This window comes from Arthrobacter sp. CG_A4 (assembly GCF_035985125.1).
Taxonomy (GTDB): Bacteria; Actinomycetota; Actinomycetes; order Actinomycetales; family Micrococcaceae; genus Arthrobacter.
Genome location: NZ_JAXCID010000020.1, coordinates 1 through 16,048, shown reverse-complemented (window position 1 = coordinate 16,048; position 16,048 = coordinate 1). Strand labels below are relative to the sequence as shown.

Below are 16,048 nucleotides of genomic sequence, written 5' to 3'. Positions count from 1 at the left end.
CCGCTGCCCGGCCGGAGTTGCGTATTTCCATCTCCGGCCGGGCAGCAATGACTTTACTTACGTGCGAATGCCTGCTTGAGCAGGGCGTCCTGCTCCGCTGCATGCCGCTTCATCGACCCTGCCGCGGTGGACGCCGAGGCGGGACGGGATGCGAGGCGCACCCGGCGGTCCAGCTCATCCGGGAGATTGAGGCCGATGAACGGCCACGGCCCCTGGTTGGCGGGCTCGTCCTGCGCCCAGACGACGTCGGCGTTCGGGTACTTGGCAAGCTCCGCGGCGATCTCGGCGGACGGCAGCGGGTAGAGCTGCTCCACCCGCACGATTGCGGTCGTCTGGTCTCCGGTCTTCTGCCGGGTGGACAGGAGATCGTAATACAGACGGCCCGACACCAACAGCACGCGTTCGACGGCGTCGGCCGGCAGTTGCTCGTGCTCCGGGATCACGGGCCGGAAGGTACCGGTGGTGAAGTCCTCCACCGACGACGCGGCGGCCTTGAGGCGGAGCAGCTGCTTCGGCGTGAAGATGATGAGCGGCTTGCGCGGCCGGCTGTACGCCTGGCGGCGCAGCAGGTGGAAGTGCGACGCCGCCGTGGTCGGGTTTGCCACGATCATGTTCTGCTCGGCACACATCAACAGGAAGCGCTCGATCCGGGCCGAGGAGTGGTCCGGGCCCTGGCCTTCGTAGCCGTGCGGCAGCATCAGTACCAGCGAGGACCGCTGGCCCCACTTTTGCTCTGCGGAGGAGATGAACTCGTCGATGATGGTCTGCGCGCCGTTGACGAAGTCACCGAACTGCGCTTCCCAGAGCACCAGGGCATCCGGGCGTTCCACCGAGTAGCCGTATTCGAAGCCCATGGCCGCGTATTCGGAGAGCAGGGAATCGTAGATCCACAGCTTCGCCTGGTCATCTGAGAGGTGGGCCAGGGGTACCCACTCGTCACCGTTGGCGCGGTCGTGGAAGACGGCGTGGCGCTGCACGAAGGTGCCGCGGCGCGAGTCCTGGCCGGCGAGCCGGACCGGGACACCTTCCATGGTGAGCGAGCCGAACGCGGCGAGCTCGCCGAAGCCCCAATCGATGCCACCCTCGCGGGACATCGCTTCACGCTTCTCCAGCAGCTGCTTGAGCTTGGTGTGAACGGTGAAACCCTCGGGGATGTCGGTGTGGGCCTTGCCGATCCGGGCCAGCATCGCGGTGGAAATGGCCGTCGACGCCGGGGTGCGGGCGGACGAATCTCCCTGCTGGGAAAGCGGGCGCTCGATGTCCGACACGGCGGCAGAATCGGCAGTGATAATCGGAATCGGCGACGTCTGGGCAGCGTGGGTTTCGGCGAAGACGCGCTCCAGCCGTTCCTGGTAGTCGCGCAGCAGCTGCTCGGCTTCCTCCTCGGTGATGTCACCGCGGCCGATCAGCGATTCCGTGTACAGCTTGCGGACCGAACGCTTGGCTTCGATCAGGTTGTACATCAGCGGCTGGGTCATCGAGGGGTCGTCGCCCTCGTTGTGGCCGCGGCGGCGGTAGCAGACCATGTCGATGACAACGTCCTTGTGGAACTGCTGGCGGAAGTCGTAGGCGAGCTGGCCGATGCGGACCACGGCCTCCGGGTCATCGCCGTTCACATGGAACACCGGTGCCTGGATCATCTTGGCGACGTCCGTGGAGTAGGTGGAGGAACGCGAGGACGACGGGGCGGTGGTGAAGCCGACCTGGTTATTGACCACGATGTGGATGGTGCCGCCGGTGCGGTAGCCGCGCAGCTGGGAAAGGTTCAGCGTCTCCGCCACCACCCCCTGGCCGGCGAAGGCCGCGTCGCCGTGCACCATGATCGGCAGCACGGGGAATGCTTTGCCCTGGTCGAGGCGGTCCTGCTTGGCTCGGACGATGCCTTCGAGGACGGGGTCGACAGCTTCAAGGTGGGACGGGTTGGCCGCGAGGTAGACCTTGGTCTCCTTGCCGTTGTCCGAGGTGAAGGTACCCTCGGTGCCGAGGTGGTACTTCACGTCGCCGGAGCCCTGCACGGAGCGCGGATCCTGGGTGCCCTCGAATTCGCGGAAGACCTGGGCATAGGTCTTGCCGGCGATGTTGGTGAGCACGTTGAGCCGGCCGCGGTGGGCCATGCCGATCGCTACTTCGTCGAGTTCGTCGTCGGCCGCATTGGAGATGACGGCGTCCAGCAGCGGAATCAGGGATTCGCCGCCTTCCAGCGAGAAACGCTTCTGCCCGACGAACTTCGTCTGCAGGAACGTCTCGAAGGCCTCGGCCGCGTTGAGCTTGGAGACGATGCGGAGCTGCTCGTCACGGCTCGGTTTGGAGTACGGGTGCTCGATCTGGTCCTGGAACCACTTGCGCTCGGCAGGGTCCTGGATGTGCATGTACTCGATGCCGGCGGTGCGGCAGTAGGCGTCGCGGAGGACGCCGAGGATGTTGCGGAATGTGAGCATCGGCTTGCCGCCGAAGCCGCCGGTGGGCCATTCGCGGTCCAGATCCCACAGCGTCAGGCCGTAGGTCAGGACGTCGAGGTCCGGGTGCTTGCGCTGGACGTACTCGAGCGGATCGGTGTCCGCCATGAGGTGGCCGCGGACGCGGTAGGCGTGGATGAGCTGCTGGATCCGGGCGACCTTGTTGATTTCGTCGGCCGGGTCCACCTGCAGGTCCGGGCTCCAGCGCACGGGCTCGTACGGGATGCGCAGGGATTCGAAAATGTCGTCGTAAAAGTTCTGCGCGCCGAGCAGGAGCTGGTGCACGAGCTTCAGGAACTCCCCGCTGCCGGCACCCTGAATGACGCGGTGGTCATAGGTGGAGGTCAGCGTGAGGACTTTGCTGATGGCGTTCTGGGCGATGATCTTCTCGCTGGCACCCTGGAATTCCGCCGGGTAGTCCAGGGCGCCGACGCCGATGATGGCGGCCTGGCCTTTGGACAGCCGCGGAACTGAGTGCACCGTGCCGATGCCGCCGGGGTTGGTCAGCGAGACCGTGGTACCGGAGTGGTCATCCGCGGTCAGCTTGCCGGCGCGGGCACGCTTGATCAGGTCCTCGTAGGTGTGCCAGAACTCAGAGAAGTTGAGGGTCTCCGCCTTCTTGATGTTCGGCACTATGAGCAGCCGGGTGCCATCAGGCTTGGGCATGTCGATGGCGATGCCGAAGTTCACGTGCGCCGGCTGGACGGCGACGGGCTTGCCGTCGATCTCGTCGAAGTAGACGTTCATCGAGGGGAACTGGGCCAGGGCGCGGATGACGGCGTAGCCGATCAGGTGCGTGAAGGAGACCTTGCCGCCGCGGGCACGGGCCAGATTGGAGTTGATGACCACGCGGTTGTCGATCAGCAGCTTCGCCGGGATGGCCCGGACGCTGGTGGCGGTGGGCACCTCCAGGCTGGTGATCATGTTGGCGGCGATGGCCTTGGCCGGGCCGCGAAGGACGGACACGACGTCTTCCTCGGGAGCCGTCGGGGCCTTGATGTTCTTGGGCAGCTGGGCCGGGATGGGTGTGGTGCCCGGGCTGGCCTCCGAAGTCTTGGAACCGTCGCGGGCGACGGTGGCCGGGGCTTTCTTCGCCGCGGCAGGGGCCGCTGCCGCAGGGGTCGCTGCGGGAGCTGGAGCGGGTGCTGCGGGAGCTGGAGCGGGTGCTGCCGGAGCGGGTGCTGCCGGCCGCGACGGCGACGCGGCAAGCCGAGCTACAACGGGGATTTCGCGGGTGGCGGGGTGCGCAACTGTCGCTGCGCCTGAGGCTCCGTTGGTGGACGAACCGTCACCGGCGTCGAAGGATTCGAACAGCGGCCACCACTTGGCATCGACCGTGTTTTTGTCCTGCTGATAACGCTCGTACAGTTCGTCAACGAGCCACTCGTTTCCGCCAAATTCCTCGGGTAGACGGTGGCTAGGCTGCTCTGGCACTTGAAATACGCCTCTTCCGTGAGTTTGATTCCCACTGGTTTCCACGGTGCCGCAGCACGACGATCGAACCAGTCTCCGCGTCCAGTGAACCCAGACCCCTGCCAGTCTAGTGACGATTCGAGCCAAACCGCCAATAGGGGTGACTCAAATCATCAACTTGCCGGACTGCCTCGACAAGCAGGGAAGTGCGGCAGCGTCCCGGGCCGCTCCGCGGCGCCCGCACGCCGCCCGGCACGCCTAGAATCATTGCCTAAATACCGTCGTTGCCAATCCAAGGAGCAGTTGTGCGATTCCTGAGCGCGCCCACCACCGATCTGACCTACTCGGACATCTTCCTGGTGCCGTCCCGCTCCGATGTCACATCACGGCTGGAGGTGGACCTGGCAACCGACGACGGGACGGGCTCCACGATTCCGCTGGTCGCAGCGAACATGACGGCCGTGACGGGCAAGCGGATGGCTGAGACCATGGCGCGCCGCGGCGGCCTCGCCGTGCTGCCGCAGGATGTCCCCCTCGAGGTGATCCGCGACGTCACAGCCTGGATCAAGACCCGCCACACGGTCCTGGAAACCCCCGTCACCCTCTCGCCGGCCGACACCGTCATCGATGCGCTCCATCTGATGGGGAAGCGGCCGCACGGGGCAGTGGTGGTGGTCGATGACGCCGGCACCGTGAGCGGCGTGGTCCGTGCGGCCGACTGCGAGGGACAGGACCGCTTCGCCTCGCTCGCCTCCGTCATCCGACACGAGCCGCTGGTGCTCGACGCGGAAGGGCTCGACGCCGACGGGCTCGGCACCGGAGCGGGCGCCGAATCCCGCGGCCAGTCCCCAGGCCAGTCCCTTCGGGGGCTGCGCCGCGCCTTCGACGCAATGGACGCCGCAGGAACCGACTACGCTCCCGTTCGGCTGAACGGAACCCTGGCAGGGGTGCTCACCCGCAGGGGCGCGCTGCGTTCAACGCTCTACCGCCCGTTGCTTGACCAGGCCGGAAAACTCAAGGTCGCGGCCGCCGTCGGAATCAACGGCGACGTGGCCGGCCGGGCCGCGGAACTTCTGGCCGCCGGAGTCGACGTGTTGGTCCTCGACACCGCGCACGGCCACCAGCGGAAGATGTTCGATGCGCTGGCCGCCGTGAAAGGCCTCAACCCCGGCGTCCCGGTGGTGGCCGGCAATGTGGTCACCGCCGAGGCGACCCGGGAACTGATCCAGGCCGGGGCGGACATCGTCAAGGTGGGCGTCGGGCCGGGCGCCATGTGCACCACCCGCATGATGACCGCCGTGGGCCGTCCCCAGTTCTCCGCGGTGCTGGAGTGCTCCGCGGCTGCCCGGGCAGCGGGCGGCCGGGTGTGGGCCGACGGCGGCGTCCGCTACCCGCGCGACGTGGCACTGGCCCTCGCGGCCGGGGCCAGCCAGGTCATGATCGGCTCCTGGTTTGCGGGCACACACGAGAGCCCGGGGGACCTGCAGCTGGAGGCCAGCGGCCGCCAGTTCAAGGAGAGCTTCGGCATGGCCTCGGCCCGGGCCGTGCAGAACCGCAACCAGCGCGAAGGCGCCTTCGAAAAGGACCGCAAGGCCCTGTTCGAGGAGGGCATCTCCACCTCCCGCATGTACCTCGATCCGGCCCGGCCCGGCGTCGAGGATCTGCTGGACATGATCACCGCGGGCCTCCGCAGCTCCATGAGCTATGCCGGGGCCGCGGACCTCGCCGCGTTCCGGGAACGCGCCGTGGCGGGGATCCAGTCCGCGGCAGGCTACGAGGAAGGCCGCCCGGTTCCGCAAAGCTGGTGACCAAAGCTGGCGGCCCGGGCTGCCGGCCAGGGCCGCCGGAACTGCCGCCGTCGGGCGTCACTCTAGAGGGCGCGAGTTGGCGGACGGCGGCAGCCGCTCCTGTAGACTGGAACTCCTATGGACAGTAAATCTAGGTGCCGGCCTGGGGGCTGTCAGCGGAGAACCGGAACCGGTCCCGCACAGCTCACCCGCAGAGCCGGCAAACCCCGTTCACGTGCCCATCATGCTCCGGCCGTACGCCAGTCCGGAGCCTTTCAGGAAACAGGGCCGGCCCCCGCCGGCCAGCCTCCGCCTGACAGGCTGGTCCCTCCCGGACGCCTCCGGCCCGGCCACCTCCGACCCGGCCACTCTGTACGCGGCCTGTTCCGGCCCGGCCACTTCTGCGCTCCGGAAGCAGGCCGCTAAATGGAGTGGATCCTTCTCGGCGTAGGCCTCCTGCTCATCCTCGGCACCGGTTTCTTCGTGGCTGTCGAGTTCTCCTTGGTGGCCCTTGATCAGACCACCGTCCAGCGCGCCGTCGACAACGGCGACACCGCGGCCGGGCCCCTGCTCAAATGCCTTAAATCCCTGTCCACGCAGCTTTCCAGCTGCCAGCTGGGCATTACCATCACCACCCTGCTGACCGGCTATGTCATGGAACCATCGGTCGGCCAGCTGCTCGAAGGTCCCCTGGCCGCCCTGGGACTCCCGGACGCCGCAGCCGCCTCCGTGTCCCTCGTCCTCGCACTGGCCCTGGCCACGCTCTTGTCCATGCTGATCGGGGAGCTCGTTCCCAAGAATATGGCCATTGCGTTGTCGTTTACCGTGGGCAAGGCCCTGGCCCGGCCCCAGCTGGTCTTCACCGCAATCTTCAAACCTGCCATCGTGGTCCTTAACGGCTTCTCCAACAAGGTCCTGAATATCTTCGGTCTGGAGGCCAAGGAGGAGATCTCGGGCGCCCGGACGCCGGCCGAACTGGCGTCACTGGTGCGCCGTTCGGCCGCGATGGGAACCCTCGACGCCGGCACCGCCAACTTCATTGCCCGGACGCTGAAGTTTTCCGGACGGACGGCGGCGGATGTTATGACACCCCGGATCCGGATCGAGACCATTGACGGGGACCAGCCGGTGTCCGACATTGTGGAGGCCGCGCGCCGGACGGGCTATTCGCGCTTCCCTGTTATCGGCGAATCCTCGGACGATATCCGCGGCGTGGTGCACATCAAGAAGGCCATCGCCGTTCCTTCGGACCGGCGCGCCAATCTCGAGGCCGGGGCGATCATGACCGATGTGCTCCGGGTTCCGGAAACCATCCACCTCGACGCGTTGCTGGCGGAACTGCGCGAAGGCAATCTGCAGCTGGCCGTGGTCCTGGACGAATACGGCGGCACCGCCGGGATCGCCACGCTGGAGGACCTGGTCGAGGAAATCGTCGGAGAAGTCGCCGACGAACATGACAAGGTCCGGCCGGGGCTGTTGCAGAACGCCTCCGGTGACTGGTATTTCCCGGGGCTGCTGCGCCCCGATGAACTCTCCGAACAGATCCCGGGCCTGACCGTGCCCGACGAGTCTGCCTACGAAACGGTGGGAGGCTACGTCATGAGCCAGTTGGGCCGCATCGCATCGGTTGGTGACACTGTCGACGTCGGCGGCGGGACCCTCAGCGTCACCCGCATGGACGGTCGCAGAATCGACCGGATCTGCTTTCAACCCGTCCGTGTTTCCGGTGCGGACGACGGCGAAAACCACAGCGCGAACCATGCCGCCGGACGGGCCGGTGCCGCATGAGCGACTGGGCAGGAATCATCTGGCTCGTTGTGCTGCTGCTCGGCAATGCCTTCTTCGTGGGTGCCGAATTCGCGGTCATGTCCGCACGCCGGAGCCAGATCGAACCGCTCGCCGAGGCGGGGTCCAAGCGGGCGCAGACCACGCTGCTGGCGATGGAGAACGTCTCGTTGATGCTGGCGTGCGCCCAACTGGGCATCACCGTCTGCTCGCTGCTGATCCTGCAGGTGGCGGAGCCGGCCATCCATCACCTGCTGGCGGTCCCGCTGGAAGCCGTGGGCATGCCGGTGGAGATCGCCGACGTCGCTGCATTCGCCGTCGCGCTGCTGCTGGTCACCTTCCTGCACGTCACCATTGGCGAAATGGTTCCGAAGAACATCTCGGTGTCGATGGCGGACAAGGCAGCCCTGCTGCTGGCCCCGCCGCTGATGTTCATCGCCCGGCTGGTGAAGCCGGTGATCGGGACCCTCAACTGGGCCGCGAACCACATCCTGAAGCTGATGCGAATCGAGCCCAAGGACGAGGTCACCTCCTCCTTCACGCTCGAGGAAGTGCAGTCGATCGTGCAGGAATCCACCCGTCATGGACTGGTGGATGACGACTCAGGACTCATAACGGGTGCCCTGGAGTTCTCGGAACATACCGCGTCCGTGGTGATGGTGCCGCTCGACAAACTGGTGATGCTGAAGGCGAACACCACCCCGGTGGAGTTTGAAAAAGCCGTGAGCCGGACCGGTTTCTCCCGGTTCCCGATGCTGGACGACGACGGGATGCTCTCCGGCTACCTCCACATCAAGGACGTGCTGTCGATACCCGACGCCGCCTACCACCAGCCCATCGCAGAAAGCCACATCCGCTCCCTGGCAAACCTGGCCATGGACGATGAGATCGAGAAGGCCATGTCCGTTATGCAGCGGACCGGCTCGCACCTGGCCCGGGTGATAGGGCCAGACGGACTCACCCAGGGGGTGCTGTTCCTGGAGGACGTCATTGAACAGCTCGTCGGAGAGATCCGGGACGCCACCCAGGCCACCGGCTACCGGAGGCTGGGTCAGGACTAGCCGGCGGGTAGCCCTAAATAGGAATCATTCCTATTTGGGACTACACTTGAAGCCGTTACTAATGCTCCTGATTCTCAACAAACGATCCGAGGTTCCCTGTGCGTCGTCCTGCTGCCCGTGTTCTAGTGGCTGCCCTTGCCGGCCTCAGCGTGATGCTGACCGCCTGTAGTCCAACCGCGGCCACCCCGCAGGAAACTGCCAAGGATAAAACCATAGAGGTCGTCGCCTCCACCAGTGTCTATGGAGACATCGTCAGCGCCATCGGCGGAGACAAGGTGCGTGTTAACTCCATCATCAACCGCACCAGCCAGGACCCGCATTCCTACGAGGTGACCACCCAGGACAAACTGGCGGTATCCAAGGCTGATCTGGTGCTGGAGAACGGCGGCGGCTATGACGACTTCATCCAAAAGCTATCCGAGGAGAGTGGGCTGGACCCCAAGAAGATCCTGAACGCCTCGGAGCTTTCCGGGCTGGAGAACGCGGGCCAGGCAGGCTTCAACGAGCACGTCTGGTACAGCTTTCCGGCCATGAAGCGGCTGGCGGACGCCATCGCGGCCAAGCTCGGCGAACGTGAACCGTCGTCGGCGGAGACGTTCCGCAGCAACGCCTCTGCCTTCAAGGAGTCGCTCGCGGGCCTGGAGGCGAAACTCGCGACGATCAAGGCCGCCGGCGGCCAGGGTGCCGCCGCCGTCACCGAGCCGGTTCCGCTCTATCTGCTGGACGCTGCGGGTCTTGAAAACACGACCCCCGACGAGTACCTGGAGGCCATCGAATCCGGCTCCGACGTCCCGCCCGCCGTGCTGAAGTCCGCCGTCGACCTGGTGCGTTCCGGCGCAATCAAGCTGCTGGCCTACAACCCGCAGACCGAGGGCCCGCAGACGGTGGCGCTCCGGGACGCCGCGGACGCCGCCGGCGTTCCCGTGCTGAACTTCAGCGAGACGCCGCCGGAGGGCAAGACGTACCTGCAGTGGATGACGGACAACGTGGACAGCATTGCCAAGACGCTCTCCTGAGCACAGCCCGGTCAATAGGCGCTGGTTCAACCGGCCCCCGGCCTAACGCCCCCCCCCCCCCGGCCCTCTGGCCAACCGGCCCACCGGCCCCACGGATCGTCGGGGCCTAAGATGATAATCGCAACAGCGTGAATAGACGCGTCAGCGGAACGGGCGGGTAAGAAGACCCGCGCAGAAATTGAGGAAAACCAAGTTGACACCCGTAGTGAGCCTCCGCGGTGCTTCCCTCTCGTTCGGTCAACGGACCCTCTGGGAGAACCTGGATCTGGACATCAACCCGGGTGAATTCTTCGCGGTCCTCGGCCCGAACGGCAGCGGCAAGACCACCTTCCTGAAGGTGCTCCTGGGGCTGCAGGAACTGTCGTCCGGAACAGCCGTGCTGGACGGGCATCCCGTTCAACGGGGGAGCCGGCGGATCGGCTACATCCCGCAGCAGAAGGCCTTCGACCCCGACACTCCGCTGCGCGCCCGCGATCTGGTGGGCCTCGGCATCGACGGGCACCGCTGGGGAGTGCGGCTGGGGGAGGCCAAAGCCAACCGCAGGATCGACCGGCTCCTGGGCCTGGTGGGGGCCGAGGACTATGCCAAGACGCCCGTTGGGCAGCTCTCCGGCGGCGAGCAGCAGCGGCTGCGGGTGGCGCAGGCCCTCGCCACCGATCCGAAGGTCCTGCTCTGCGATGAACCGCTGCTCTCACTTGACCTGCAGCACCAGCAGGCAGTCAGCGGACTGATCAACGAACAGTGCCACGGGCAGAAGAGCGCCGTCGTGTTCGTGACACACGAGATCAACCCCATCGTGGACTATGTCGACCGGGTGCTGTACCTGGCCGGCGGACGCTTCCGGGTCGGCACACCGGCGGAAGTTATGACTACCGAGGTCCTGTCCGATCTCTACGGCAGCCGGGTCGAAGTGATCCACGCGAACGGCCGGCTGGTGGTGGTGGGCGTCCCTGATGCCACCACCCACCACCACCACGACGCGCACTCCGTTGCAGGGGCGGTGGGCTAGATGGATTTTGAAAGCCTGCTGGGCTCCATTTTTAACTTTGAGAACTACGGCGAGCTGCTCATCCTGGTCCAGAACTCGATCTGGGCCGGGGCGGTCCTGGGGCTGCTCGGCGGCCTGGTGGGGACCTTCGTGATGAAGCGGGATCTGGCCTTCGCCGTGCACGGCATCTCCGAACTCTCCTTCGCAGGCGCGGCCTTAGCCCTGCTGATCGGTGTGGACGTTGTGCTGGGCTCCCTTGCCGGTTCGGTGGCGGCTGCCCTGCTGCTGGGCCTGATGGGGGTGCGCGCCCGGGACAAGAATTCGACCATCGGCGTCCTGATGCCCTTCGGCCTCGGACTGGGCATCCTCTTCCTCTCACTCTATGAAGGGCGCGCCGCCAACAAGTTCGGCCTGCTGACGGGGCAGATCGTCTCCGTGGGGACCGTCCAGCTGCAGGTGCTGGCGGTCGCCGCCGTCGTCGTGATGCTTGCCCTGATCGCCATTTGGCGGCCCCTCACCTTTGCGAGCGTTGACCCCGACGTCGCCGAAGCCCGCGGTGTGCCGGTCCGCGCCCTCGCCCTCGGCTTTATGCTGCTGCTGGGTGTCAGCGTGGCACTCTCCATTCAGATTGTCGGCGCCCTGCTGGTGCTGGCGCTGCTGATCACCCCGGCGGCGGCGGCCCTGCGGGTGACGTCGTCGCCCCGGCTGGTGGTGATCCTCAGCGTGGTGTTCGCCGTGACGGCGACCGTGGGCGGCATCCTGCTGGCCCTCGGCGGACGACTACCGATCAGCCCCTACGTGACCACACTGTCGTTCCTGATCTACGTCATCTGCCGCGTTATCGGCGGCGTCCGGGCGAAGCGGGGAATGAACGGGCGCGTGCTGCGGAGCGCTCCGGCACCGGCTGCCTGAGCCTGTCGAACGGCCCGGTGAACCGCCCGTTGACCGTGGCGTGACCACGTTGAACCGCTCGTTGACTGTGGCCACTAATCTTGTCGTATGAAGCGGGTCGTCATGTGGCTTATGCTCGTTCTGCTGACGCTGGCCGCGGTGGAAATCGCGCGTCGGCTGGGCGGCGACGGCGCGGCTGGCCTGGTCCTTATGGTCGTCGCGGCGAGCGTAGGGACGACTGTCGGGGCGGGTTGGGGCAACAGGCAAGCCGCGGAGACGGAAAAGTACAGGAAAGCCCTGATCTCAGGCCGGAAGATGCCCGCAGCCAATGATCCCCTGGACCCCGACCCCCAAGATGTCGTTGCACTCATCAGGGCAGCGGTGTCGGGACCATGGCCAGCATCAGAATCTGATCGCAGGACCTGTTTTTCGACGCTGAAGCTGGTTGACCGCGACCACCTCGAACCCGAGCACCCCCTGGTGCGAAGCGGCCTGCTCGTCGCCCCATCGCTCGGCGCCGCCGAAGGAATCTGGGTCACCCTTGGTGACCGACTGCTATCCGTCACCGTGTTCCTCTACACGGATCCTCGTCCGGGACCCAGCGCCGCCGAGCTCGGCTATGTGGCAGTGCACGAAGGGCTGGTCGCCCTTCTTGGAGCCCCGGACGAGGAGAACTCCCCGCACGTCGGTGGGCCGACGAGTCGGTGGACCGCGGGTGGGACGCGCATAGAAATGTCCTGCCACCACCGGCGTGTCGATTCACTCGAAATCGAGCTCAAACATGGCGCGCGGGCAGAGGAGTACGAGGCACTGCTGGGGTAGGCGGCAGCCGCCTGGCTACCCGCCCGCCTGGCGTGCCGTGCACTCCGGGCACAACCCGTAGATCTCCACGGTGTGTTCCACCGCCGTATAGCCGTGCTCTTTAGCAGTCCGTGCGGCCCAGGCCTCGACGGCGGGTGCCTCCACTTCGACCGCCTTGCCGCAGTTGCGGCACAGCAGGTGATGGTGGTGGCCGGTAGCTGCACAACGCCGGTAGACGGCCTCGCCGTCGGCGTTCCGGAGTGCGTCAACCAGGCCGTCGTCGGCGAGGGACTGCAGAATCCGGTAAGAGGTGGCCAGGGAAACCGAGGTGCCACGGTCCTGCAGGATGCGGTGGAGTTCCTGGGTGCTGACAAAATCCGGGAGCTCGTCCAGGACTGCGCTGACCGCGAGCCGCTGTTTAGTGACGCGCTGTTCTTTGCCCGCGGCTGCGGCCGGCCGCGGGCTGTGGCCGGCTGTGGCGTCCTGGGACATCGTGGAGCTCGCCTCGCTGATCGTCTTGCTCTTGGGTGATGGCAAGGTCCAAGATTACCAGCCGGGTCCGTGGACACGGGAATGCAGGATGCCTAGGCTGGCCTGATGTTGCTGACGAAATTCACCCATGCCTGTGTCCGGCTCGAGAAGGAGAACAAGGTGCTGGTCTTCGACCCGGGAACCTTCTCCGAGACGGACCAGGCGCTGGCCGGCGCGGATGCCGTGCTGATCACCCACGAACATCCGGACCACCTCGACGTCGACGCCGTCGTCGCCGCACTGCTGGGCAGCGACACGCTGCAGCTCTTCGCGCCGGCCGGGGTAGCCGCGCAACTGCGCGACAAAGCGGCTGACGCCGGATCCCGGATCCATCCCGTTGCCCCCGGGGAGGACTTTGAGGTTGCCGGCTTCGCCGTCAGGAGCTTTGGCGGGCAGCACGCGCTGATCCATCCGCAGATTCCGGTGGTGGCCAACATCGGCTACTTTGTGGATTCCAATGTGTACCATCCGGGGGACTCCTTCATAGTTCCCGACGGCGTGGAGGTGCGGACGCTGCTCGTGCCGATCCACGCACCGTGGAACAAGGTAGGCGAAGTGGTGGACTTCGTCATCGGCGTCCGCGCCCCGAAGGCATTCCCGATCCACGACGCCCTGCTCAACGAGAGTGGCCGTAGCCTGGTCGAGGGCCATGTGACCCGGTTCGGCGCCAAATACGGCACCGATTACCGGCACCTCTCCAGCGGTGACTCGGTGGAGGTCTAAGCCCGGCAGGACGAGCCCAGCCGGGAAACCCGGCCGGAGGCGCCAGCCGGGAAACCCGGCCCGGAGCTTAGGCCGGCCAGACCCCGCTGGCGAAAAACTCGCGGATGGCGGCCTCGTGGGGCTCAGGGTCCAGCCCCTGGGACTGCAGCCAGCCCGGGTTGTAGTAGTTGCCTGCGTAGCGGTCGCCGCCGTCGCACATCAGGGACACGACGCTGCCGCGCCGGCCCTCGGCGATCATCCCGGCGATGAGCTGCCACACGCCCCAAAGGTTGGTGCCGGTTGATGGGCCGGCGTGCAGTCCGGCGTGCCGCTGAAGGTGCCGCATCGCCGCCACCGAGGCGGCGTCCGGAACCTGCACCATGTGGTCGATCACCGCGGGAACAAAACTCGGCTCCATCCGCGGCCGGCCGATTCCCTCGATCCTTGAGGGAAGCCCTGTCGCCGCGGAATGCCCTTCGCCGTCGCGGCGGCCCAGCCACGCGGGGTAGAACGCGGAGTTCTCCGGATCTACAACGGCCAGCTCCGTGTTGTGGCGGTGATAGCGGAGGTACCGGCCGATGGTCGCGCTGGTCCCGCCGGTGCCGGCGCCCACCACGATCCAGCGGGGGACCGGGTGCTCTTCCAGCGCCAGCTGGCCGAAGATCGACTCGGCGATGTTGTTGTTTCCGCGCCAGTCCGTCGCCCGCTCGGCGTACGTGAACTGGTCCATGTAGTGGCCGTTGGTGCTCCTGGCCAGTTCACCGGCGGCGGCATAGACCTCCGAGGCATGGTCCACCAGCAGGCAGGAGCCGCCGAATTGTTCAATCAGGGCGATCTTCTCGCGGCTGGTGGTCCGCGTCATGACGGCGATAAACGGCAGCCCCAGCAGTTGCGCGAAGTAGGCCTCCGAGACCGCCGTGCTGCCGCTGGAGGCCTCAACAATGGTGGTCCCCTCGGTGATCCAGCCGTTGACCAGCCCGAACAGAAACAACGACCGCGCCAGCCGGTGCTTGAGGCTTCCGGTCCGGTGCGTGGATTCGTCCTTGAGGTACAACTGGACACCCCAGTGCTCCGGGAGCGGAACCGAATACAGGTGGGTGTCGGCGGAGCGGTTGTTCTCGGCATCGATTCTACGGACGGCCTCGTCAGCCCAGGCCCGGCCCATTGTGCGCTCTCTGATCACCACCGCACCAGCCTACCCGCGGCGGACGCGCCACCAATGACCGTGCAGGTGATGATCCCGCAGGTGATGACCCAGCAGCTGATAACCCCGCAGATAGAGTTGGCGGATGCAGACCTTGATGGATGTTGCGGAATTGAAAGACCGGCTGGGCGGCGTCGGGCAAACCGGGAAGCGCACGGTGCTGTTGGATGTGCGCTGGGAGCTCGGCGACCCGAACGGCCGGGAGCACTACCTCGCCGGGCACCTTCCGGGCGCTGTTTTCGTGGACCTCGCGACCGAACTGGCCGGTCCCGCGGACCCTGGTCGCGGCCGCCATCCGCTCCCGTCGCTGGAACAGTTTCAGGCGTCCGCCCGCTCCTGGGGAGTCCGCAGCGGCGACGTGGTTGTTGCCTATGACAACACCGGCAACATGGCAGCCGCCCGGCTTTGGTGGATGCTCCGGAACGCCGGCGTTGCCGACGTTTACCTGCTCGACGGCGGACTGGCTGCCTGGGGTGCCGCCGGGTTCGACGTCGAAAGCGGCGAGCGGCGGCCGGCTGGTGGCGACATCCTCCTCTCGGACGGGGCCATGCCTGTGATCGATGCAGGCCAGGCGGCATCATGGGGCCGGCAGGGGCTCCTCTTGGACGCCCGGGCGGGGGAGCGATACCGCGGCGAAATCGAACCGGTGGATCCGCGTGCCGGCCACATCCCGGGAGCCGTCAGCGCCCCCACCTCGGCCAACCTTGGCCCGGACGGCAAGTTTCTTCCGGCCGAACAGCTGCGGGAACGCTTCGCCGGTGTGGGGGTGCGGCTTGATATCGCCACCGCGGTCTACTGTGGTTCGGGCGTGACGGCGGCCCACCAAATCGCGGCGCTGTCCATTGCCGGCTTCCCTGCAGCGCTCTTTCCGGGATCTTTCTCCGAATGGTCCAACAAGCCCTCGAACGAAGTCGCGACCGGCACAGCGCCCTACGGTGGCGGCACCCCCGCGCCATAGGTGCAGGACGGCGGGGGCACGCTGACCCGCTTCTGACTGCAACGCGGGGTCAGATATGGCCCGTTATGCCCTGTTGGATGGGCCGTATGTGACCCCGCGTTGCTGTTGGTGGGGCTGTTGCTGTGGGTGGGGCGTTTAGGGGCGTCAGTGGTCTGGCTGTTGTCGGCCCCGGCTGGCGATCCGGAGGATCTTGGCCCGGTGGCTGTGTTGGCGGTGGTGGTTGCGACGGCTGCGGCGGCGAGGCGGGGGTGGGTCCGGTGACGTTCGGCCCAGATCTGTTCCTGGGAGTGGTGGGGCGGTGGAGTGGTAGGTGTGGCCGGTGGGGGTGGTGAGTTCGATGGTGTGCCTGTGGTGGGGGGTGGCGTCGGGCCCGGGGCGGGGTTTGGCGGTCCAGCCGGGGTTTTCTTTGGTGTGGTTGCAGGCTTCGCAGAGTCCTGCGCCGTTGGTCCGGGTGG

12 protein-coding genes and 1 pseudogene are annotated in these 16,048 nt (G+C 66.6%); 9 read left to right on the top strand and 4 right to left on the bottom strand.

The features are described 5' to 3' along the window. Positions 1-53: 53 nt before the first annotated feature. Entirely contained in the window at positions 54-3,890 is a 3,837-nt protein-coding gene (locus tag RCH07_RS10235; RefSeq protein WP_326967365.1) for a multifunctional oxoglutarate decarboxylase/oxoglutarate dehydrogenase thiamine pyrophosphate-binding subunit/dihydrolipoyllysine-residue succinyltransferase subunit, read from the bottom strand. 284 nt (positions 3,891-4,174) lie between these two features. Between RCH07_RS10235 and RCH07_RS10230 the strand changes: the two genes are divergently transcribed. The 7 genes from RCH07_RS10230 to RCH07_RS10200 all read left to right on the top strand — a co-directional run bounded on the left by RCH07_RS10230 (position 4,175) and on the right by RCH07_RS10200 (position 12,219). Beyond that, complete coding sequence (locus RCH07_RS10230) at positions 4,175-5,677, top strand: GuaB1 family IMP dehydrogenase-related protein (protein ID WP_326967364.1); 1,503 nt, start codon at positions 4,175-4,177, stop codon at positions 5,675-5,677. Positions 5,678-6,082: 405 nt separating this feature from the next. Next, positions 6,083-7,444: a hemolysin family protein gene (locus RCH07_RS10225; RefSeq protein WP_326967363.1), complete on the top strand. Its 1,362-nt coding sequence runs from the start codon at positions 6,083-6,085 to the stop codon at positions 7,442-7,444. After that, positions 7,441-8,502: a hemolysin family protein gene (locus tag RCH07_RS10220; RefSeq protein ID WP_326967362.1), complete on the top strand. Its 1,062-nt coding sequence runs from the start codon at positions 7,441-7,443 to the stop codon at positions 8,500-8,502. Before RCH07_RS10225 ends, RCH07_RS10220 begins: the two co-directional genes overlap by 4 nt. A gap of 152 nt (positions 8,503-8,654) precedes the next feature. After that, on the top strand, positions 8,655-9,518 hold the full coding sequence (locus tag RCH07_RS10215) for a metal ABC transporter solute-binding protein, Zn/Mn family (RefSeq protein ID WP_442784806.1): 864 nt from the start codon (positions 8,655-8,657) through the stop codon (positions 9,516-9,518). A gap of 193 nt (positions 9,519-9,711) precedes the next feature. Beyond that, the gene (locus RCH07_RS10210; protein ID WP_326967360.1) at positions 9,712-10,527 is read left to right on the top strand and encodes a metal ABC transporter ATP-binding protein; all 816 of its coding nucleotides are present in this window, start codon (positions 9,712-9,714) and stop codon (positions 10,525-10,527) included. Next, a complete protein-coding gene (locus tag RCH07_RS10205) occupies positions 10,528-11,418 on the top strand; it encodes a metal ABC transporter permease (protein WP_326967359.1) in 891 nt (296 codons plus the stop codon). A gap of 87 nt (positions 11,419-11,505) precedes the next feature. After that, entirely contained in the window at positions 11,506-12,219 is a 714-nt protein-coding gene (locus RCH07_RS10200; RefSeq protein WP_326967358.1) for a hypothetical protein, read from the top strand. A gap of 15 nt (positions 12,220-12,234) precedes the next feature. Here the strand turns inward: RCH07_RS10200 and RCH07_RS10195 are convergent, their stop codons facing one another. Next, the gene (locus RCH07_RS10195; RefSeq protein ID WP_326967413.1) at positions 12,235-12,690 is read right to left on the bottom strand and encodes a Fur family transcriptional regulator; all 456 of its coding nucleotides are present in this window, start codon (positions 12,688-12,690) and stop codon (positions 12,235-12,237) included. A 105-nt stretch (positions 12,691-12,795) separates the two neighbouring features. Between RCH07_RS10195 and RCH07_RS10190 the strand changes: the two genes are divergently transcribed. Then, a complete protein-coding gene (locus RCH07_RS10190; RefSeq protein ID WP_326967357.1) occupies positions 12,796-13,452 on the top strand; it encodes an MBL fold metallo-hydrolase in 657 nt (218 codons plus the stop codon). A 67-nt stretch (positions 13,453-13,519) separates the two neighbouring features. Here RCH07_RS10190 and RCH07_RS10185 read toward each other — a convergent pair whose 3' ends face one another. After that, positions 13,520-14,596, bottom strand: coding sequence for a PLP-dependent cysteine synthase family protein (locus RCH07_RS10185; protein ID WP_326967412.1), 1,077 nt, complete (start codon positions 14,594-14,596; stop codon positions 13,520-13,522). A 124-nt stretch (positions 14,597-14,720) separates the two neighbouring features. On the opposite strand from RCH07_RS10185, the gene RCH07_RS10180 reads away from it, so the two are divergent. Continuing rightward, positions 14,721-15,593, top strand: coding sequence for a sulfurtransferase (locus tag RCH07_RS10180; protein ID WP_326967356.1), 873 nt, complete (start codon positions 14,721-14,723; stop codon positions 15,591-15,593). Positions 15,594-15,737: 144 nt separating this feature from the next. Here RCH07_RS10180 and RCH07_RS10175 read toward each other — a convergent pair. After that, a pseudogene (locus RCH07_RS10175) lies at positions 15,738-16,048 on the bottom strand (hypothetical protein); the annotation flags it as partial.